Here is a 20,545-nt window from a genome sequence, read left to right on the forward strand (position 1 = left end):
GCGCATGGAGTTGCCAGCTCGCCGCCGGGTGCGGCTGTGGTTCGGAGAGCACCAGCTTGCGGAGTACGTCGGTGAACCTGCCGCGGCGTGCCGGTACGAGGCGGCGATGCGGCGCCGTTTCCCGGGTCTCGCGATCACCAACGACCCGGTCACGATCGCCGCGGACCGGTCGAGTTACAGCCTTCCTGACCTGCACCGATAGGCTTTGCCAGGTGACGCAGCATGAGTTGGTCCTGGTCGTTGACTTCGGAGCGCAGTACGCGCAGCTGATCGCCCGCCGGGTGCGCGAGGCGAACGTGTACTCCGAGATCGTGCCGCACTCGATGCCGGTCGCGGAGATGCTCGCGAAAGGCCCGAAGGCGATCATCCTGTCCGGCGGTCCGCAGTCGGTGTACGCCGAGGGCGCGCCGCGGGTCGACTCGGGGCTGTTCGAGGCCGGTCTCCCGGCGTTCGGGATCTGCTACGGGTTCCAGGCGATGGCGCAGACGCTCGGCGGCGAGGTCCGGCGTACCGGACTGCGCGAGTTCGGCCGGACGCCGGTCACCGTGAGCGAGGCGGGGACGCTGCTGGCCGGCATCCCCGAGGACCTGAACGTGTGGATGTCGCACGGTGACGCCGTGCACGCGCCGCCCGCGGGGTTCGCCGTGCTGGCCGCGTCCGAAGGCGCGCCGGTGGCTGCGTTCGAGGACCTGGACCGGAAGCTCGCCGGCGTGCAGTGGCACCCCGAGGTGCTGCACTCGCAGGCCGGGCAGGCGGTCCTCGAGCACTTCCTGTACGAGATCGCCGGCTGCAAGGGCGACTGGACGACGTCCAACGTCGTCGAGGAGCAGGTCGAGCTGATCCGTCAGCAGGTCGGCGACAAGCAGGTGCTGTGCGCGCTGTCCGGCGGTGTCGACTCCGCGGTCGCGGCCGCGCTGGTGCACAAGGCGATCGGCGACCAGCTGACCTGCGTATACGTCGACCACGGGCTGCAGCGGGCCGGTGAGTCCGAGCAGATCGAGAAGGACTTCGTCGCCGCGATCGGGATCCGGCTCGAGGCGATCGACGCCGAGGAGCAGTTCCTGACCGCGCTGGCCGGCGTCACCGACCCGGAGCAGAAGCGGAAGATCGTCGGTCGCGAGTTCATCCGGACCTTCGAGGCGACCGCGCGCAAGGTGGACGCCGAGCGGCACATCGAGTTCCTGGTCCAGGGCACGCTGTACCCGGACGTCGTCGAGTCCGGCGGCGGTGCGGGCGCGGCGAACATCAAGTCGCACCACAACGTCGGCGGCCTGCCGGACGACCTGCAGTTCAGCCTGATCGAGCCGCTGCGGACGCTGTTCAAGGACGAGGTCCGCGAGCTCGGGCTGGCGCTCGGCCTGCCGGAGACGATGGTCTACCGGCACCCGTTCCCGGGCCCGGGGCTGAGCATCCGGATCATCGGCGAGGTCACCCGCGAGCGGCTGGACATCCTCCGCGCCGCCGACCTGATCGCCCGCAACGAGCTGACCGCGGCCGGCCTGGACCGCGACATCTGGCAGTTCCCGGTGGTCCTGCTGGCCGACGTCCGCTCGGTCGGTGTCCAGGGCGACGGGCGCACCTACGGCCACCCCGTCGTACTCCGCCCGGTGACCAGCGAGGACGCGATGACCGCCGACTGGGCCCGCCTCCCGTACGACGTGATCGAACGCATCTCCACCCGCATCACCAACGAGGTCGACGAGATCAACCGGGTAACCCTCGACGTCACCAGCAAGCCCCCGGGCACCATCGAGTGGGAGTGACTCCACCCGGCACGCTGTGACTGATCACCGCGGGCGCTGGGCCTCGATGCCGTCGAGGAGGCGGTCGAGGCCGTAGCGGTAGGAGTCCGCGGCGGCGTCGCGGGTGGTCGACTGGTACCCGTTCGCGTTCCAGATCGCGGTCATCGCGGGATGCCTGTCGGCGTCGAAGTACGACTCCCACAGGTCGTTCCGCTCGTACCACCAGGCGTCGTTGGTCTGGCCGGTGGTGCGTTCGACGAGCTGGCTCTCCGCCTCCAGGCCGGCCGCGGAGTCGACGTACGTCGTGATCGCGAGCGCGGCCGTGTTGGTGTCGGGGGCGCTGAGTCCCAGACCGAGCAGCGCGGACAGCAGGTACTCGCGGGCCGCGAGCATGCCCGGGCCGACCGGCGGACGGATCGTCGAGACCTGCGACAACCACAGATGCCGTTGGAACATCGCGCGCGTCTGCCGGGAATAGATCTCCACCTGCTCACGCCAGTCGTCGGGCCGAGGTTCGCCCGGACCGGGGAGTTCGCGCTCGCCGAGGACCTGGTCGACCATCAGGTCGAGCAACTCCTCCTTCGACGGCACGTACGTGTACAGCGTCATCGTGCCGACACCGAGCTCCTTGGCCAGCCCACCCATCGACGCCGCCGCGAGTCCCTGTTCGTCGGCGAGCCGGATGCCGGCCCGAATGACGTCGTCCACGCTCAGCGACGGTCGCCGGCCGGCTCCGCGGCGGCGCGTCTCGGCGGGGCCGTCGGCCGCGGTCTGCCGGTGGTTCCGCCACAGCAGCGCCAGCGTCCGGTCCGGCTGCCCCTCACCACTCCGCCGTTCACTCACGGACCAACGATAGGCGGTCGCTTGAATTCTCGTATACCCTACGGGAATACCGTTTCGAGAGAGGACAGGGATGACGATCCTGGTGACCGGAGCGACTGCGAGCGTGGGGCGGTTGCTGGTGGACGAACTGGTGGCGGCGGGCGCGACGGTGCGCGCGCTGACGAACAACCCGGCCCGCGCGGCGTTGCCCGCCGGTGTCGAGGTCGCGCGCGGGTATCTCGGCAAGCCCGCGACGCTGCCGGCTGCGCTTGCCGGCATCGACACGGTGTATCTCGCGCCACTTCCGGCGTACGTCGAGGACTTCGTGCGGTCCGCGCGGGAGGCCGGCGTACGGCGGGTCGTCGTACTGTCGGGGGAGCCTGCCGACTACGAGGCGCAGGGTGATCCGTCGACGTGGCACTACTACCGGATCGAGCGGGCGATCGAGGCGGGCGGTTTCGACTGGACGTTCCTGCGGCCGGGGCAGTTCATGAACAACACGCTCGGCTGGGCGCCGACGATCAAGGCCGGCGGGGTCGTGCGGGCGCCGTACCCCGGTGCCGTGCAGACGCCGATCGACCTCGGGGACATCGCGGCCGTGGCGCGGGTCGTACTGCTGTCGGAGGAGTTCGGCGGCCGGAAGATCGTCATGAGTGGGCCGGAAGGGATCACGCAGCCCGAGCAGGTCGCGCAGATCGCCGAGGCGATCGGTCGTGACGTCCGCTTCGAGGAGCAGACGCCCGAGGAGTACGTCGCGGCGCTGGCGCCGTCGGTCGGTGCGGAAACGGCGCACTGGCTGCTCGACGGCTTCCGGATGATGTCCGAACACCCGATGAAACCCGAGCCGGCCGTCGCGGACCTCACCGGCCGCCCGGGCACGACGTACCGCGAGTGGGTGGCCACCAACGCCGCGGCCTTCCGCTGACTGGCAGGATCCAGGGTGTGAAAGAGACTCTGCACGAATACCTCCGCAACGCGCGCAAGGCGATGCTCTGGAAGCTCGACGGACTCGGCGAGTACGACATCCGCCGGCCGCTGACCCCAACTGCGACCAACCTGCTCGGCCTGGTCAAGCACCTCTCGATCGTCGAGGCCTGGTACTTCGGGAAGTGCTTCGGGCGACCGTTCCCCGAGGAGCTGCCGTGGTGGGACGACGACGCGGAACCCAACGCGGACGTGTGGGTGACAGCCGACGAGACGCGAGCGGACATCGTCGACCTGTACCGCCGGGTGTGGACGCACGCGGACGCGACGATCGAGGAGCTCCCCCTGGACGCGCCCGGGCAGGTGCCGTGGTGGCGGAAACCGGAAACGACGCTGCACGGGATGCTTGTTCATGTGCTGGCCGAGACGAGCCGGCACGCGGGGCACGCGGACATCGTCCGCGAGCAGATCGACGGCGCGGCCGGGATGAGCCCGGGCAACTCGAATCTGCCCGAGCAGGACGCGCAATGGTGGGCGGCGTACCGTGCGAGGGTCGAAGAGGCGGCCCGTTTGACGCAGTAAGGGAACATGTGTTCGACTGGTGATCATGAGGTGGGCGGGTCAGCAGATCGACGTCGAGACTCCCGGCACGTTGCCGGGGCTCGGGGCGATCGCGGGGCTGGTCCGCTCGGTGACGACGCCGGAGTTCCAGGGGATCACGTTCCATGAGGTGCTCGCGCGGTCGGCGCTGAATTCGGTGCCGGGCTCGGCGCTGCCGTTCAGCTGGACGATCAACCCGTACCGCGGCTGTACGCACGCGTGCCGGTACTGCTTCGCCCGCCCGACGCACACGTACCTCGAGCTCGACACCGGGCAGGACTTCGACCGGCAGATCGTCGTGAAGACGAACGTCGCCGAGGTCCTGCGCCGCGAGCTCGCCCGGCCGTCCTGGGGCTACGAACAAGTTGCCCTGGGCACCAACACGGATCCGTACCAACGCGCCGAGGGCCGCTACCGGCTGATGCCGGGCATCATCGAGGCCCTGGCCGCTTCGGGTACGCCGTTGTCCATCCTCACCAAGGGTACGTTGCTCCGGCGCGATCTGGGGTTGCTGTCTGTTGCTGCTGAGGAGGTCTCGGTCGGTGTCGGCGTCTCGCTGGCCCTGGGTGACGAAGAGCTGCGTCGGCGGCTCGAGCCCGGCGTACCGTCCGTTCGTGGTCGTCTCGATCTGATCCGGGCGATCCGCGACGCCAACCTGCCGTGTGGGGTCATGGTCGCGCCGGTCCTGCCGTGGCTCACCGATTCGGCCGAGCAACTGGATCACCTCTTCGGTCAGCTCGCCGACGCCGGCGCAACCGGCGTGACCACGCTGGTCCTGCATCTGCGACCGGGTGTGAAGGATTGGTTCATGCAGTGGCTGTCACGCGATCACCCTGAGCTGGTCGGGCGGTATGAGTCGCTGTACGCCCACGGTGCGTACGCCGCTCCCAGTTTCCGCAACGCCTTCGAGGAGAAGGTGCGACCGCTGCTGGACAAGCACGGCTTCGGCCGCGGCTCGAGCCATCGCAGCAAACCCGTCAACGGCATGCATTCGGCCGGAGTCGTGGAGGCCCCGGGCGAGACGTCCGGTTGGGGCGAGCCCGGGACCGCCCGGCCCGGCCCCGCCGCCCGCTTCCGCCACCCACCACGTCGCCGGCCCCGCAGCCACGCCGAGGACTCCACCCAACAGCCCTTGTTCTAAAGGCGTCGTGGGGAGGATCCTGTGCTGGATCGGGCGGTAAATCCTCCCCAGCTGATCATGGGACGGTGAGAATCCGGGGGCCGTCGGCGGTGATGGCGACGGTGTGTTCGGCGTGGGCGCCGCGGGTGTGGTCGGCGGAGCGCAGCGTCCAGCCGTCGTCGTCGATGACGTAGGTGGACCCCGGACCGGTCCAGAACCAGGGCTCGATGGCGAAGACGTGGCCGGCCCGGAGCCTGAGGCCGCGACCGGGGCGGCCGCCGTTCGGGACGTGCGGTTCCTCGTGCATCCGGCGTCCGACGCCGTGGCCGCCGAAGTCGAGGTTGGTGCCGAGGCCGGCGCGCTTGCCGACCCTGCCGATCGCCGCACCGATATCGCCGATCCGGTTGCCCTCGACCGCGGCCGCGATACCCGCCGCGAGCGCTTCCTCGGTCGTCGCGATCAACTCGAGGTCCTCGGCGCGCGGCGTACCGACGCAGAAGCTGATGGCCGAGTCGGCACACCACCCGTCGACCGACGCACCGCAGTCGACGTTGAGCAGATCGCCGTCCTGTAGCCGCAGGTCGGTCGGCAGCCCGTGCAGTACGGCGTCGTTCACCGACGTACAGATCACTCCGCTGAACGGTGACGTCGCGAACCCGGGCTGATACCCCTCGAACAACGAGACGGCGCCGGCGGAGCGCAGTACGTCCCGGGCGACCTCGTCGAGTTCGCGCAACGACACCCCGGCCGCGGCCGACTTCTTCACGGCTGCCAGGGCGTTCGCGACGACCCGCCCGGCCGCGCGCATCTGTTCGATCTCCGCGGGCGTCTTCAGGTCGACCATGCTGTCCTCGGCTTCCGGGTCGTCGAATCGTGACCATTATTCACCGGCTCCGACCCAACCAACCGGCGCGGGCAGGCGTCTTCTCCAGCGACACAAGGGTTGGGGGACGGGGATGGCGGTACGACGGCGCGCGGTACTCGGCGGGATGCTCGCCGGGGCCGCCGCACTGGCGACGAGCGGATGTCTCGCGGACACGTATGCGACGACGACCGCCGGCACGCCCACGCCGGCACCGAAGGCGGACAAGAAGCCGGCGCGGATCACGGTGGTCGCGACCGGGGACGTGCTGTTGCACGAGCGCCTGTGGACAACCGCCAAACGTGACGGCTCCGACGGGCAATGGGACTTCGCGCCGCTGATGCGCGGCGTGCAGCCCCTTGTCCAGAAGGCCGATCTCGCGATCGCGCATCTCGAGACCCCACTCGCGCCGCTCGGCGGCCCGTACCACGGCTATCCGCTGTTCCAGGGGCCGCCGCAGATCGCGACCGCGCTGAAGCGGACCGGCTACGACCTCTGCACGACCGCGAGCAACCACAGCTTCGACGGCGGCGCGGCGGGCGTCGACCGGACGCTCGCGACCTTGGACAAGGTGGGTCTCGCGCACACGGGCACCGCGCGCTCACGGGCCGAGGCCGAGCAGATCACGATCGTCGACGTCGGGGGAGTGAAGGTCGCGTCGCTCAGTTTCACCTTCGGCTTCAACGGCCTGCCGTACCCGAACGGCGAGACCTGGCGGGCCGGCAAGATCAGCACGAAGACGATCAAGCTCACGGCCCAGGAGGCTCGCGACCGCGGCGCCGATCTCGTCCTGGTCAGCTGCCACTGGGGCACCGAGTACTCGAACGAACTCGACGACCAGCAGCGCGCGGTCGGGCCGCAACTGCTTGCCGACAGCAACATCGACCTGGTGATCGGCCACCACGCGCACGTCGTGCAGCCGATGCAGGAGATCGACGGCAAGTGGATCGCCTACGGCCACGGGAACCTGGTCGCCGCGCACCGCGAACCCGGCAGCACCAAGGCCGAGGGCCTGCTGACCCGGTTCACGTTCACCCGGGACGGCGACCGCTGGCGGACCGAGGCCGAGTATGCCCCGCTGCTGATGACCGACACGCTGCCGGTGCGCGTTCTCGACGTACGCCGGGAGCTCGCGAAGGATGACTCGGTGGCGGCGAAGAGCCGGCTCGAACTCGCCGAACGCCGCACCACGGAGACCGTCACCGCACTGGGCGCGACGCCGAAAATGCTTTGAGGACAAGACATCCGGCGGTCTAGGGTCAGGCGCATGATTACGTACTTCGTGATGGTCCGTCGTGCCCGCCTCCGGGCAGGCGAGGGGTGCCTGGGGATGGCATCCGCTCGATAGTCGTTGGGCCCAACGGGTTGTGGACGCGGCCGGGATCGAGCCCGGTGACCTCGTCCTCGATGTCGGTGCCGGACTCGGTGCGCTGACCGCGCCGCTGGTCCGGGCCGGCGCCCGGGTGGTCGCCGTCGAACTCCATCCTGGCCGTGCCGATCGGTTGCGCCGGCGGTTCGCGGACGCGCCGGTGACGGTCGTCCGAGCCGATGCCGGTGATCTGCGGTTGCCGTCCCGGCCGTTCCGGGTGGTGTCGAGTCCGCCGTACAACATCTCCACCGTGTTGCTGAAGCGCTTGCTGGCGCCGGGCTCTCGCCTGGTGACGGCGGATCTGGTGCTGCAGCGGCAGGTGGCGAACCGGTGGGTTCGTGGCGAGGCACCCGGTGCGCACCGTTGGTTCCGTCAGTACGACCCGTCGATCGGGCTCCGCCTTCCCCGTAAGGCTTTCACCCCGCCTCCACATGTCGACTCAGCAGTCCTGGTACTGCGCAAACGCTGAACCGGAAACTGGGCTGAGACCTGTTGCCGCAGGTCTCAGCCCAGTGCTTTGCGCCTCAGCCGTGCCAGGAGTTCCACAGCGCGGCGTACGAGCCTTGGCGCTCGACGAGTTCGTCGTGACTGCCCAGCTCGGTGATGTGGCCGTCCTCCACCACTGCGACGCGGTCCGCGTCGTGGGCGGTGTAGAGGCGGTGGGCGATCGCGATCACCGTCCTGCCGTCCAGAACCGCGGCGAGTGAGCGCTCCATGTGCCGGGCGGCGCGTGGGTCGATCAATGACGTCGCCTCGTCGAGCACCAGCGTGTGCGGGTCGGCGAGCACCAGACGAGCCAGCGCCAACTGCTGCGCCTGCGCAGGCGTCAGCGACAACTGGCCGGAGCCGACTCGGGTGTCGAGTCCGTCCGGCAAGGCCTCCGCCCAGTCGCGGGCATCGACGGCGGCCAGCGCTGCGGTCAGCTCCTCGTCGGTCGCCGACGGCTTAGCCATCGACAGGTTGTCGCGCAGCGTGCCGACGAAGACATGGTGCTCCTGCGTGACCAGCGCGACCTGCTTCCGCAGCTCGTCCAGCGGCAGGTCAGTCATCCCCACGCCGCCGACCGTCACCGAACCTGTCCGCGGTGGGTGGATCCCCGCGACGAGCCGGCCGAGGGTCGACTTGCCGGCGCCCGACGGGCCGACCATCGCGATCCGCTCACCCGGCTGGATCGTCAGGTCCACGCCATGCAGCACGTCCCGACCGTCGACGTACGAGAACCGCACGTCGCGCGCCTCGACCAGCTCACCGTCCGGCCGGCGACCCGATGGCGTCCGGTCGTCCGGTACGTCGCTGATGCCGAGCAGCCGCGCGAACGCGGCACCGCCGGACTGGAGCTCGTCCAGCCACGAGAGCAGCCGGTCGACCGGGTCGATCAACTGGTTCACGTACAGCACGGCGGCCGTCACGGCGCCGAGCGAGACGTGGTCGTTGAGGTGCAGCCAGCCACCGAACAGCAGCGTGCCGACGACGGGCACGAGGTACCCGAGCTCGGCCGCCGGGAAGTAGACGGTCCGCAGGAACAGCGTGTACCGCTCCGCGTTGTACGAGCCGCGGATGTCCACGTCACCACGCCGTACGCGGTCGTCGTACCGCTGCAGCGCCTCGACCGTCCGCGCGCCTTCGACCGTCTCCGCGAGCGAGCTGGTCATCTGCGCGTACGCCGCGTTCTCGCGGAGGTAGCCGTCCTTGGCGCGGCGCAGGTACCACTTCGTGCTCAGCAGGAGCAGCGGGACCATCGCGACCAGCGGCACCAGCACCCAGACGCCGACCAGCACGGTCGCGACCGCGGTGAAGAGCACCGTGACGAACGCGATGATCGTCTCCGGCACCGCGAACCGCACGGTCCGCGACAACGTGTCGACGTCACGCGAGGTCCGGGACAGCAGATCCCCGGTGCCGGCGCGCTCGACCGTACCGATCGGCAGCGCGAGCGCGTTGTCGACGAACTCCTCGCGCAGCTCGGCCAGCACCTGCTCGCCGAGCGCGAACGACTTGTACCGCGCCCATCGGGTGAGCAGCGACTGCGCGACGATGAAGACGGCGATCACCACGATCACCTCGTTGACCTTGGCGGCGGTCGTGCCGTTCTGCACGTCCTCCACCAGGCCACCGATCAGCCGCGGCGCGGCCAGGCCGGTGACCGCCGCCAGCCCATGCAAAAGCAGGGCTGCGGCGAGCGTGCGGGGGTGGCGCCGGGCCAACCGGCGGGCGTGCCGCCGGATCTCCGCAGGCCCGGCAACAGGCAGGATCTGCCTCATCGCAGGGCCTCCTCTTCTTCTGTCTCTGCTTCGGTCTGCCGGGTGACGGTCCGGCGGTACCGCGGCTCGGACGCGAGCAGTTCGCGGTGCCGGCCGGTGGCGACCACCCGGCCGCCGGCGACGAAGATCACCTCGTCGGCACGATCGAGCAGCAGGGGGCTGGCGGTCAGTACGACGGTGCTCCGGCCGGACCGGTACTCACGCAGCCGGTCCGCGATCCGCGCCTCGGTGTGCGCGTCCACGGCGGACGTCGGCTCGACCAGGACCAGCACGGACGGGTCGGCGAGCAGCGCCCGGACCAGCACCAGTCGCTGGCGCTGACCACCGGAGAACGAGCGGCCCTTCTCCTCGACCTCCGAGTCGAGCCCGTCCGGCAGCGCGACGAGAACGTCCTCCGCGGACGCCGTACGCAACGCGGCCATCAGTTCGTCATCGGTACGCCGGCCGCTCGGGTCCAGCTCCGCTCGCAGGGGGCCGGTGAACAACTGGGAGCCGGTGTCGCTCACCAGGATCCGCTCACGCAGATCAGCCCGAGTAGCGCTGGCCAGGGTTACACCGCCGTACCGGACTTCGCTGGCGTCGTCGTATCGACCGAGGCGGTCCGCGAGCTGACCGTAGCTGTCCGGCTCGGCGGAGACGATCGCGGTGAGCAGGCCGTCGCGGGCGCGGACGCCGGAAACCGGATCGACCAGGTCACCGCGCTCCGGCAGCCGGACCGGGGTCGTGGGCTCGGTGATGTCCGACTCCAGCTCCAGCACGCGGTTCACGCGACCGGCGGCGACCAGCCCGCGCATCAGCTGGTTGGCGAACTCGGTCGCGGTCCGCAGCGGCAGCACCAGGAACGTCGCATAGCCGTAGAAAGCCACCAGTGAACCGGCGCTGAGATCGCCGCGCAGCGCGAAGTGCGCGCCCAGGCCGACCACCAGCACGACGAAGATCCCCGGGAGCAGCACCTGGGCCGCGTCCAGCACGGACTGGATGCCGGCGACCCGGACGCCCGCCTGCCGCACCTGCTGCGATTCGCTGCGGTAGCGCCGGGAGAACGACTCCTCACCGCCGATACCGCGCAGCACTCGCAGGCCTGCCACGATGTCCGAACCCAAGGAGTTCAGCTCGCCGACCGCCTCGCGCTGCGCGGACTGCCGCTTGTGCAGCGGCCGCAGCATCGGGCCGAGCGCGAACAGCATCAACGGCACGCCGATCAGCACGACCAGGCCGAGCACGGTCGACGACGACAGCAGGATCACCGCGACCACGAAGAACGCGACGATCGCGCCGGCGAACCGGGCCGAGATCTCCATCAGGTTCCCGATGTAGGACAGGTCGCCGGCGCCGATGCTGACCACCTCACCAGTCGCCAGCTGCTTCGGCAGCGTCGCGCCCAGATCGGCCGACTTCCGCGTCACCACCTGGACCGTCCGGTACGCCGCGGTCAGCCAGTTGGTGACCGCGAACCGGTGCCGCAGGATGCCCGCCGCCGCCTGCACCACGCCGACCGCGAACAGCAATGCGGTCCACTTCAGCAGCCGCTCGCCGTCGCGGGCCGCGATGCCCTCGTCGATGGCCCGGCCGAGGATCGCGGGGATGAACGCCTGCGCGGCCATCCACAGGATGCCGAACGTCATCCCGCCGGCGAGCGTACGGGCCTGACCGCGGGCCACCCACCACAGGTAGCGGGCCGGCGAGCGATGATTCGGGACGCCGGGATCGGCGAGCGGCAGTTGTCTCATGGCCCACTCAGGCTAGGTCTCGCCTCCGACAGTTCGCATGCGAATTAATCGCGTCTGTGGACCCCCGGACCGGCACCATCGGGACCATGCGAAGGGGAACCGGTTGGCTGGTCGCGTACGCCGGGTTGTCGGTGGCGCACCTGGGCGCGATCGCGCTCGACGAGCCGTGGTCCCAGCTCGTCACGAAACTGCTCCTGATGCCGACGCTGGCGATCTGGGTGCGGCTGAACCGCGGCCCGGTCGGCCTGCTCGTCGCACTGGTCGCGTCACTCGCCGGAGACTTCTTGCTGCAGATCGACCAGCTGCTACCGGGCATGGTGGCGTTCGGCGTGGCCCATGTCTTCTACGTGGTGATGTTCGCCCGTCGCGCGCGTAGGCGGTCGCTGGTGGTGCTGGCGGCGTACGGCGTGATCTGGCTGGGCGCACTGGTCCTGCTGTGGCCCGGACTGGGCGACAACCGGCTCCCTGTGGCCGCGTACTCGCTGCTGGTCACTGCGACTGCGGTCACCAGCGGCTGGAACGGCTGGCGGGCCGGCGTGGGCGGTGCGCTGTTCTTGCTCTCCGACTCGCTGATCGGAGTGGGTTTGGCAGGACATGACTTCGCCGCACGGGACTATCTGGTGATGGCGACCTACTGCGCCGCGCAGTACCTGCTGGCGAGCAGTCTGCTGCGTGGTGACGGACGGTAGACCTTCACCTTGCGTTGGGCAACGGGTTCCCGCTGGGCCATGTCCGGCCCCTGTCCTGGATCCATGTTGGTGATCGCGCATCGGGGAGCGAGTGGCTACCGTCCGGAACACACGCCGGCGGCCTACCGGTTGGCTGCGCTGCAAGGCGCCGACTACCTCGAGCCGGATCTGGTCGCGACCCTCGACGGAGTCCTGGTCTGCCGGCACGAGAACGAGATCTCGAGTACGACGGACGTCGCCGAGCACGCGGTCTTCGCGGACCGGAAGATCACCAAGATCGTCGACGGCACCGCGGTGACCGGCTGGTTCGTCGAGGACTTCACGTTCGCCGAGCTACGCACGCTGCGGGCCCGGGAACGGATGCCGGCGCTGCGCGCGAGCAACACGGCGTACGACGGGCTGGAGGAGATCCCCACCTTCGACGAGGTGGTCGCGCTCGCCCGGCGGGAGTCGGTCCGGCTCGGGCGGCCGATCGGCGTGATCCCCGAGACCAAGCACCCGACGTACTTCCGGCGGCTCGGGCTGCCGCTGGAGGAGCTGCTGACCGAACGGATCCTGGCGCTGCGGCTGCGGGACGACGAGATCATGGTCCAGTCGTTCGAGCCGACGAGCCTGCGGCGGCTGTCGGTGATGACGCGGGTGCCGCTGGTCCAGCTGATCGACGCCGAGAGCGCACCGAACGACTTCCTGCGGACCGGGGACGGGCGCACGTACGCCGATCTGATCGAGCCGGCCGGGTTACGCGAGGTGGCGACGTACGCGCAGGTGCTGGCGCCGCACAAGGACCTGATCATCCCGCGCACCGCTGAGAACTGCCTGGGCGAACCCACCCGGTTGGTGGACCACGCGCACCGCGCTGGTCTGAACGTCCAGGCCTGGACCTTCCGCGCCGAGCGCCGCTTCCTGCCCACTGCGACGGACTATGCGACCGAGCTGACCCGGTTCGCGTCGCTGGGCCTCCAGGGCGTCTTCGCCGACCAGCCGGACCAGGCGGTCGAGACGCTCCGCAAACGGGCCCTGAACGTGTAGCGGCGGGGTGACCGCTGCGGCAGTCACCCCACCTGGGTGGTTACGGGGCGGCTACTGCGCCTGGTGTGAGGCGCAGGGCGGGTCATGCCGCCGGCGGCTTGTTGTTCGTCCCGTTGCTGGTCGTGGTGTCGTCGTAGATGCGGGAGGCGATGTCCTCCTCGGTGGAGTCCTGGCGCTGGTTGACCGACTGCTGGACGTTCTGCCAGACAGCCTTGCCGTCGGACTCGGGGATCACGATCCAGGCCACCGCGTAGCCGAGCATCGCGGCGCCACCGGTGATCAGGGTGAGGCCGACCCAGCCGAGGCGGACCAGGGTCACGTCGACGTTCAGGTACTCGGCGATGCCGCCGGACACCCCGGAGAGCATCCGCTGGTTCGCGGACCGACGGAGGACCTTGCCGGACAGGTTCTGGAACGGTGCGTTGGAGTTCGTCATGTCTCAACTCTCCCGTCCGGGCGCGGTCCGGCACATCAGGATCGGTACCGACCGGCCCCTGACCCGACCCCGGGGCCGGGGGTCCGGCGTCCCTGACGACTTTCGTGACAAGCCACCGCTCCGGCGCTCAGACTGGAGGCGTCGCCCGGTTCGGCAGAACTGTGAGAGACCTGATGAACCCACCGCACTCGATCGAGCTGCTGGAGCCGCCCGAGGATCACCTGGGCTCGGAACCGGGCGGATCAGGCAGTCGACTGCGCGGTGTACTGGCATCGGCTGCCGCGGTGACCACGGTGATCGCCGTCATCGGTGTGACCAACCTGCTGAGCTCCCACGGCGGGAGCTCGCTGATCACCACGCCCGTGCTGGTTCCGGATCCGGTCGCGATGCGAGTGGTCGGCTTCGGACACGCGGCGATCGCCGTACCTCGGGTGTGGGGTACCAACGTCAGCCGGTGCGGCATCCCACGCCGCGACACCGTCCTGATCGACGACCCTAGTGCAGCGGGCGACTGCGATCTGCCCCGTCCACCGGACGTCGACAGCGTGGAGCTCGGCACCGCGCCACCGAAGGGTTTCCGGATCGACCAGACGTTCAGCATCAACGGCGTGGAAGCGGAGCGCTCGTGGACCAGCTGTGGGGACGACAACGTGTGCTGGGGCGCGGTGGGTATCCCGTCCCTCAGGGTCTGGTTCCGTGCGTCGTCGTCGACCAACGCCACCGAGGTGGACGAGATCCTGGGCCGGATCGAGATCCTTCCCGAGCTGATCGGCGTACCCAGCGCCCGTTCCGTGACGGAGGACCGGAACGGTACGGCGTACGCGGCGCTGCTCCACAAGCTGGGCCTGAACGCCGCGTTCCGCACCCGAACGTCCCTCGTCTACGAACCAGGCCGCGTCGTCGACGTCTCCCCGTCCCCAGGCACCATCCTGAACCCCGGCGAAACCGTCACCCTGACCGTCATCAAGTGAACTGTCGGTGGAGGCCCCTAGCGTGCGGGGTATGGATGCGGCAGCGGTGGTGAAGGTGATGGCGGGGTTGCCGGGTGTTGAGGAGCAGGAGGGCTGGGCGGGGCAGCCGGTCTTCAAGGTCAAGAACAAGAGCTTCGCGTACCTGTCCGAGGACCAGACCCACATGCATCTGAAGGCCCTCCGCGAGGAGCAGGAGGCCCTGGTCGCCGAGGACCCGGAGGTGTATTCCACGTCCTGGGCCGGCGGACGCTTCACCTGGATCCTCATCCACTTGGAGCCGGCCGACGAAACCGAAGTACGAGAACTCATCACCGAGGCGTGGCGCCTGACGGCCCCGAAGTACCTGATCGCCCAACTGACCGGGTAGGCCGCTGTCACACTGTGTGAATGGACGATCTGCGCCCGGATGCGGTTCTCACCGCTGACGAGAAGGCGCAGGCGTACGCCGAGCGGCTCGCGCAGCTCACCCCGGCGTACCCATCCGTGCGACTGCCTGACCAGCCAGCCTGGGCGGTGGTCATCGCGGGGGTGAACGGCATCGGGAAGAGCACCCGACAGCGGGCGGTCCAGAGCGCGCTGCGGACCACCGGCATCGTCTCGTACGACGGCGACGACAACGTCAAGGTGCATCCGCGGTACGACGCTCTGCGCCGGGCGTACCCGTTGGACTGGTTCGAGCTGACCGACGAGGCGCTCGACAGTGATGCACTCCGGCTCGCGTGCATGAATCACCTGCGCGACCGCGACGTACTGCTCAGTCACCCGATGGCGCGGGAAGCGTGGGCCCGCGGCTGGTTGGGCGAGTTCCCCGACCCGAACTACCGGCGTACGGCGGTCTACGTGGTGGCGCACCTGGCTACCAGCACGGCTGGTCTCGGAACCCGCTACCAGCACGGTCTGGACAACGGTGCGGCCACTCCGTGGGTACCGCTGGAGCTGCACGACGCGTTCGGGCGCGAACTGCCGGACACCGCGCAAGCGCTCGAGTCGGGGAAGTTGGTGCACGACATGCTTGTCTGTGATCGGGACGGCTATGTGCTCTACGAAAACCACCTGGACGCGAACGGTGACTTCGTGCGCGCCCCGGCCGTCGGGACGGCGATCGTCGAGGCGATGGCCATGCCGCCGACCGAGGCCGAGCACGAAACCGTGATGCGGGGTGTGCACAGCCTCCTGGAGGGCCGCGATCCGGCGTTGCCGCGGATCCGGCCGGAGGTTCGGGAGCTGGCGCTGGCGGCGCGCGAGCGGGAGGCCGGGCGCCCGGATCCGCGACCGCGGCCGCGAGATCCGGCGCGGCGCCTCGAGGCGCGTCTCGAGGCCATGCATCGGTCCCTCGGCCGGCCCGTCTCTGACGGGCTGTTGAACGCGCATCGGGTGGCATCGACGGGCGTCACACCGGCCGGTCGAGGTACGCCTGGTGCAGCGGGTGGACCAGGCGTGGTCGGTGGTGACAGCGGCGCCATGCCGGATCGGGCCGGACTTCCGCCGTCCGAGGCAGCCCGGCGCGGGGCGCCGGACGGCCGCCCGGGGCGCTGAGCTGGCTTGCACTCGTTTGGGTCGAGTGCTAATACTTGGTTAGCACTCCAAGGGTGAGAGTGATAAGAGTTCCTGCCCCCGGAGTGTGCAAGAAGACGGCTTCGATGAGGTGCCGGAGCGCGACGGGACATGAGCGTCGCGGATCGGCACCGTCCGTCGCGGGCATCGGCGCCGGCTGGACCACAAAGACTCGACGCGGGAGGACTCGCGGAGAATGCCCAAGCTGATTGCTTTCGATGAAGAGGCGCGCCGTGGCCTCGAGCGGGGAATGAACACCCTCGCCGACGCCGTCAAGGTGACGCTCGGCCCGAAGGGCCGCAACGTCGTACTGGAGAAGAAGTGGGGCGCCCCCACGATCACCAACGACGGTGTCTCCATCGCCAAGGAGATCGAGCTCGAGGACCCGTACGAGAAGATCGGGGCCGAGCTCGTCAAGGAAGTTGCCAAGAAGACCGACGATGTCGCGGGTGACGGCACCACGACCGCCACCGTGCTGGCCCAGGCTCTCGTCCGCGAGGGGCTGCGCAACGTCGCCGCCGGCGCCAACCCGATGGGCCTGAAGAAGGGCATCGAGAAGGCCACCGAGGCGGTCAGCGAGCAGCTGCTGTCGCTGGCCAAGGACATCGACACCCGGGAGCAGATCGCCGCCACTGCGTCTATTTCTGCCGCCGACAACCAGGTCGGCCAGATCATCGCCGAGGCGATGGACAAGGTCGGCAAGGAAGGCGTCATCACCGTCGAGGAGAGCAACACCTTCGGCCTCGAGCTCGAGCTCACCGAGGGTATGCGCTTCGACAAGGGGTACATCTCGCCGTACTTCGTGACCGACACCGAGCGGATGGAAGCGGTCCTCGACGACCCGTACATCCTGATCGTGAACAGCAAGATCTCGAGCATCAAGGACCTCGTCCCGGTGCTGGAGAAGGTCATGCAGACCGGCAAGCCGCTGGCCATCATCGCCGAGGACATCGAGGGCGAGGCGCTGGCGACCCTGGTCGTCAACAAGATCAAGGGCACCTTCAAGGCCGTCGCCGTCAAGGCGCCGGGCTTCGGTGACCGCCGCAAGGCCATGCTGGTCGACATCGCCGTCCTCACCGGCGGCGAGGTGATCTCCGAGGAGGTCGGCCTCAAGCTCGACACCGTCGACCTGGAGCTGCTCGGCCAGGCCCGCAAGATCGTCGTCACCAAGGACGAGACGACCATCGTCGAGGGCGAGGGCGACGCGGACCAGATCTCCGGCCGGGTCAACCAGATCCGCGCCGAGATCGAGAAGTCGGACTCCGACTACGACCGCGAGAAGCTGCAGGAGCGGCTGGCCAAGCTGGCCGGTGGCGTTGCGGTGATCAAGGTCGGCGCGGCCACCGAGGTCGAGCTGAAGGAGCGCAAGCACCGCATCGAGGACGCCGTTCGCAACGCGAAGGCGGCCGTCGAGGAGGGCATCGTCGCCGGTGGTGGCGTCGCTCTTCTGCAGGCGTCCGTGGCGGCGTTCGAGAAGCTGGAGCTCGAGGGTGACGAGGCGACCGGTGCGCAGATCGTGCGCCAGGCCGTCGAGGCCCCGCTGAAGCAGATCGCCGTGAACGCCGGCCTCGAGGGCGGCGTCGTGGTGGAGAAGGTCCGCAACCTCGAGCCGGGTCACGGTCTGAACGCCGCGACCGGTGAGTACGTGGACCTGATCAAGACCGGCATCATCGACCCGGCCAAGGTGACCCGCTCCGCGCTGCAGAACGCAGCGTCGATCGCGGCCCTGTTCCTCACCACCGAGGCCGTCATCGCCGACAAGCCGGAGAAGGCCGCGGCCGCTCCCGGCGGCGCCCCCGACATGGGCGGCATGGACTTCTGACCCGAAGTCCAACAGCACACCGCACCACCCGAACGGCCCCGAACCCACCCGGTCCGGGGCCGTTCGGCTGCCCACCCTCCTCGACCTCTCCCCGCCCCGTCCGCCCACCCGAGCTCTCGCCCGTCCTCTCACCTGCCGCCGTCCCAGCGCCGCACCTCGCCCTGTGGCCCCAACGCCCCGCCAGGCGCCCCGCGCTCCCCACCATGCGCTCCAGCGCTGGGCGCTCGCGACCACGCGCTTCCCGCGCTCGCCACTACGCCCTTCCAGCGCCCCTCGCCGTCGTGCGCCTCGTGCCGCCTGCCTACCCGTGCTGTGCGCTCCGTGCTGCGTGCCTGCCCCTGCTGTGCGCTCCGTGCTGCGTGCCTGCCCCTGCTGTGCGCTCCGTGCTGCGTGCCTGCCCCTGCCGTCGCCAGCGCTTCGTGCTCGGCCCGCCGGTGTGCTTCGTGCTCCGCCCGCCTGCGTGCTGCGTCCAGCGCTATGTGCGCCGTCCGGGACGCGTTCTAGCGACCCCATGAGGCCGCACGTGCCGGCGACTGCCCCGTGGCTGGCTGTCGCTCCGTAGTCCCCCCGCCGGCGGCTGCGACCGAGCTGCGCCCGGTCGCCGCCGCACCGCGCCGCTGTGCGTCACCGCGTTTGTCGCCGTACTCCGACCCGGTGTTAGCCCGCACCCTGTGGCGTGCCGGCGTCTCGTGCGCAGCCCGCGCCTCCTCGGCCTGGTCGCGCCGCTCGGGCACCGCGCCCCATCGCCAACCGCGCCTCGTGGTGCGTGGTGCGTGGTGCGCCGGCCGGCTGCGCACCGCCCCATCACCGCTCACCGAGCACCGCGACTGCCGCGAGATAACCCGCGGTACAGCATCCCGTGCATGCCGCGTGCCGGCGTACCGCGTGCTGCGGATCAAGCAGGGTCGTGACCGCCGACGGTGACAGGCCACGGTGTCGCAGCAGTCCGTGCGGATCAGCCGCTCCGACCGGGTCGAGCAGTTCTGCGCCGCTCGGGACACGTGAATGGGGACTTGAGACCGGACATGGTCACTGGGCACAAGCAACAGCCAGTCTCCACTCCCCACTGCCTGTCCCAGTCCCCATCGCATGTAACCGGTCCACCGCGCGCCGTCGCGCCGTCGCGCCGTCGCGTCGCGCCGCACCGCGTGATGCCGTACGGCGTTGCGCCGCGTCGACCGCCTCGTGGCATCCAATCCGTGGCGTTGGTGCGTACTGCCTCGTGCTGTTGTGCCATCCGCGCGCCCGGCTGGCTGCTTTCGAGCCCCGCCCGTGCGGCCGGTTGCGTGCCGGCGAACCCGCTGTGCCGGCGTACCCGCCTGTGCCGGCGCATCTCTGTGCGCTATGTCGGGGGCTGTTGTGCTGATCGTGCGTCGGCCTGGGCGGGGTGTCGTGCCTGCTGCATGCCGGACATGGCCGAGGCACCGGCCGTGTTGTGCAGGTGGGGACTTGTATCAGGTGTGACGGGGAGTGGCGAGCTGGACGTTTGGGGTGGGACCTCTCGCTGCCGAGGACGGGGCTGGCGGATGGCCGGGTGGTGCGGCGCGTGTGCGCCGCCAGAGTGTGGGTGCGGAAGGGGGAGCGCGCGAGGGGAGCGCGGGGGGCAGGTCTTCGAGGCAGACGGCTGCCGGCAGCACGCCCTGTCCGTCGGTGAGCTGCGGGCGTGGAGTGCGGGCGTGGAGTGGGGGCGTGGAGTGGGGCGTGGGGTGGGGGAGTGGGCGTTGGGGTTTGGGCGTGGGTTCGGCGTGGGGTGGCGTCTACGGGGCGGGAATAGGGGGTGGGGGAGGGGGGTTACACCTGGTGCCGTCCGGTTCATGACCCCGGGCCTCAACATTCGCCGCTTCGAGCGGCCACTTGCCGAGAGGCGTCTGCTGGGCGGTGCGGTACGTGACAGGTGGGAGTCGGGTGACCGGCTCCCACCTCGTCGTCGCACCCTCGTGGGAAAACTACTTGTGTGGGTGCGGCATGATGGAGGTATCGCTCGCGGAGACGCGAGTGAGTGATGACCAGAGGGACGAGCACTGCTTCCCTCGACGCTGGATCACCGGCGGCGAGGACGGGTGCCGGGAGCCTCGGACAAGCGTCCAGGACCCCGATTTGCATCCGCACCATGAATGTCAGTAATGTTCTTCTTGTTGGAGCGAAGCGCAGGACGCGAAAGTGGCCGGCCCTCCGACAAACTCCCTGAAGGTCTTGGTAACTGAAACACGCCCCGGTGGGTTTCAGGCACTGAGTCACGCAGGGAGACTGGATCGAAAAGGCCGATTTGACCGGCCGGAAGCGAAACAGTAAAGTAGGACGAGTTGCCCCGGAGCTTCAAACGAAAGAATGAAGCGCGGTGTGCGTCCGATTCTTGAGAACTCAACAGCGTGCCGAAAGTCAATGCCGAAAGATGCATTAACCCCGTCCACAGGCGTTGAACGTCTTCCTAGGCCCTGGGTCTTTTGATTCTGGGTTGCGGGTTGTCGTTGTCTGTGGGTGGATTCCTTTGAAATTATTACGGATGACAAGCCAGTTTATTGGTTTTGTTTCTGATTCAAAGGATCAACTTTAGTTGTTGACTCTCCAGCTTTGCTGGTTTGTCTATATTTTTCAACGGAGAGTTTGATCCTGG

18 protein-coding genes are annotated in these 20,545 nt (G+C 69.3%); 13 read left to right on the top strand and 5 right to left on the bottom strand.

The genetic code is table 11. From position 1 onward, the window contains the following. Positions 1-4 precede the first annotated feature (4 nt). Positions 5-202: a hypothetical protein gene (locus ACFYRH_RS11115; RefSeq protein WP_387771597.1), complete on the top strand. Its 198-nt coding sequence runs from the start codon at positions 5-7 to the stop codon at positions 200-202. Positions 203-212: 10 nt separating this feature from the next. Then, positions 213-1,763: a glutamine-hydrolyzing GMP synthase gene (gene guaA / locus ACFYRH_RS11120; protein WP_387771600.1), complete on the top strand. Its 1,551-nt coding sequence runs from the start codon at positions 213-215 to the stop codon at positions 1,761-1,763. Positions 1,764-1,787: 24 nt separating this feature from the next. On the opposite strand, the gene ACFYRH_RS11125 is transcribed toward guaA, so the two are convergent. Beyond that, positions 1,788-2,585: a TetR/AcrR family transcriptional regulator gene (locus ACFYRH_RS11125; RefSeq protein WP_387771603.1), complete on the bottom strand. Its 798-nt coding sequence runs from the start codon at positions 2,583-2,585 to the stop codon at positions 1,788-1,790. Between the two features lie 70 nt (positions 2,586-2,655). Between ACFYRH_RS11125 and ACFYRH_RS11130 the strand changes: the two genes are divergently transcribed. Genes ACFYRH_RS11130 through ACFYRH_RS11140 form a run of 3 tightly spaced genes read left to right on the top strand, consistent with a single transcriptional unit; the run spans position 2,656 to position 5,229 of the window. After that, entirely contained in the window at positions 2,656-3,489 is an 834-nt protein-coding gene (locus ACFYRH_RS11130; protein WP_387771606.1) for an NAD(P)H-binding protein, read from the top strand. Between the two features lie 17 nt (positions 3,490-3,506). Continuing rightward, positions 3,507-4,070 carry a DinB family protein gene (locus ACFYRH_RS11135; protein WP_387771609.1) on the top strand — a complete coding sequence of 188 codons (564 nt, stop codon included), beginning with the start codon at positions 3,507-3,509 and terminating at the stop codon, positions 4,068-4,070. 25 nt (positions 4,071-4,095) lie between these two features. After that, the gene (locus tag ACFYRH_RS11140) at positions 4,096-5,229 is read left to right on the top strand and encodes an Rv2578c family radical SAM protein (RefSeq protein ID WP_387771611.1); all 1,134 of its coding nucleotides are present in this window, start codon (positions 4,096-4,098) and stop codon (positions 5,227-5,229) included. A gap of 55 nt (positions 5,230-5,284) precedes the next feature. Here the strand turns inward: ACFYRH_RS11140 and map are convergent, their stop codons facing one another. Further along, positions 5,285-6,052: a type I methionyl aminopeptidase gene (gene map, locus ACFYRH_RS11145; RefSeq protein WP_387771613.1), complete on the bottom strand. Its 768-nt coding sequence runs from the start codon at positions 6,050-6,052 to the stop codon at positions 5,285-5,287. A gap of 112 nt (positions 6,053-6,164) precedes the next feature. Here map and ACFYRH_RS11150 point away from each other — a divergent pair, with 112 nt between their 5' ends. Together ACFYRH_RS11150 and ACFYRH_RS11155 are read left to right on the top strand one after the other, a co-directional pair. Next, on the top strand, positions 6,165-7,304 hold the full coding sequence (locus tag ACFYRH_RS11150; RefSeq protein ID WP_387771615.1) for a CapA family protein: 1,140 nt from the start codon (positions 6,165-6,167) through the stop codon (positions 7,302-7,304). A gap of 61 nt (positions 7,305-7,365) precedes the next feature. Next, positions 7,366-7,908 carry an rRNA adenine N(6)-methyltransferase family protein gene (locus ACFYRH_RS11155; protein ID WP_387771617.1) on the top strand — a complete coding sequence of 181 codons (543 nt, stop codon included), beginning with the start codon at positions 7,366-7,368 and terminating at the stop codon, positions 7,906-7,908. 55 nt (positions 7,909-7,963) lie between these two features. Here ACFYRH_RS11155 and ACFYRH_RS11160 read toward each other — a convergent pair whose 3' ends face one another. Beyond that, on the bottom strand, positions 7,964-9,700 hold the full coding sequence (locus tag ACFYRH_RS11160) for an ABC transporter ATP-binding protein (protein WP_387771619.1): 1,737 nt from the start codon (positions 9,698-9,700) through the stop codon (positions 7,964-7,966). Next, entirely contained in the window at positions 9,697-11,430 is a 1,734-nt protein-coding gene (locus ACFYRH_RS11165; protein WP_387771621.1) for an ABC transporter ATP-binding protein, read from the bottom strand. Before ACFYRH_RS11165 ends, ACFYRH_RS11160 begins: the two co-directional genes overlap by 4 nt. Before the next feature lie 86 nt (positions 11,431-11,516). Here ACFYRH_RS11165 and ACFYRH_RS11170 point away from each other — a divergent pair, with 86 nt between their 5' ends. Then, the gene (locus tag ACFYRH_RS11170) at positions 11,517-12,119 is read left to right on the top strand and encodes a lysoplasmalogenase (protein ID WP_387771623.1); all 603 of its coding nucleotides are present in this window, start codon (positions 11,517-11,519) and stop codon (positions 12,117-12,119) included. A gap of 63 nt (positions 12,120-12,182) precedes the next feature. After that, positions 12,183-13,148 carry a glycerophosphodiester phosphodiesterase gene (locus ACFYRH_RS11175; protein ID WP_387771626.1) on the top strand — a complete coding sequence of 322 codons (966 nt, stop codon included), beginning with the start codon at positions 12,183-12,185 and terminating at the stop codon, positions 13,146-13,148. Between the two features lie 82 nt (positions 13,149-13,230). Here ACFYRH_RS11175 and ACFYRH_RS11180 read toward each other — a convergent pair whose 3' ends face one another. Continuing rightward, complete coding sequence (locus ACFYRH_RS11180) at positions 13,231-13,584, bottom strand: PspC domain-containing protein (protein ID WP_387771629.1); 354 nt, start codon at positions 13,582-13,584, stop codon at positions 13,231-13,233. Positions 13,585-13,757: 173 nt separating this feature from the next. Here ACFYRH_RS11180 and ACFYRH_RS11185 point away from each other — a divergent pair, with 173 nt between their 5' ends. The 4 genes from ACFYRH_RS11185 (at position 13,758) to groL (ending at position 17,931) form a co-directional block, all read left to right on the top strand. Further along, entirely contained in the window at positions 13,758-14,555 is a 798-nt protein-coding gene (locus tag ACFYRH_RS11185; protein WP_387771632.1) for a PASTA domain-containing protein, read from the top strand. Between the two features lie 31 nt (positions 14,556-14,586). Next, a complete protein-coding gene (locus ACFYRH_RS11190; RefSeq protein WP_387771635.1) occupies positions 14,587-14,922 on the top strand; it encodes an MmcQ/YjbR family DNA-binding protein in 336 nt (111 codons plus the stop codon). 20 nt (positions 14,923-14,942) lie between these two features. Then, complete coding sequence (locus ACFYRH_RS11195) at positions 14,943-16,091, top strand: zeta toxin family protein (RefSeq protein WP_387771638.1); 1,149 nt, start codon at positions 14,943-14,945, stop codon at positions 16,089-16,091. Positions 16,092-16,305: 214 nt separating this feature from the next. Further along, positions 16,306-17,931, top strand: a complete 1,626-nt coding sequence (gene groL, locus ACFYRH_RS11200; protein WP_387771641.1) for a chaperonin GroEL — start codon at positions 16,306-16,308, stop codon at positions 17,929-17,931. Positions 17,932-20,545: the final 2,614 nt, after the last annotated feature.

It is taken from the genome of Kribbella sp. NPDC004875, assembly GCF_042873375.1.
Classification (GTDB): Bacteria; Actinomycetota; Actinomycetes; order Propionibacteriales; family Kribbellaceae; genus Kribbella.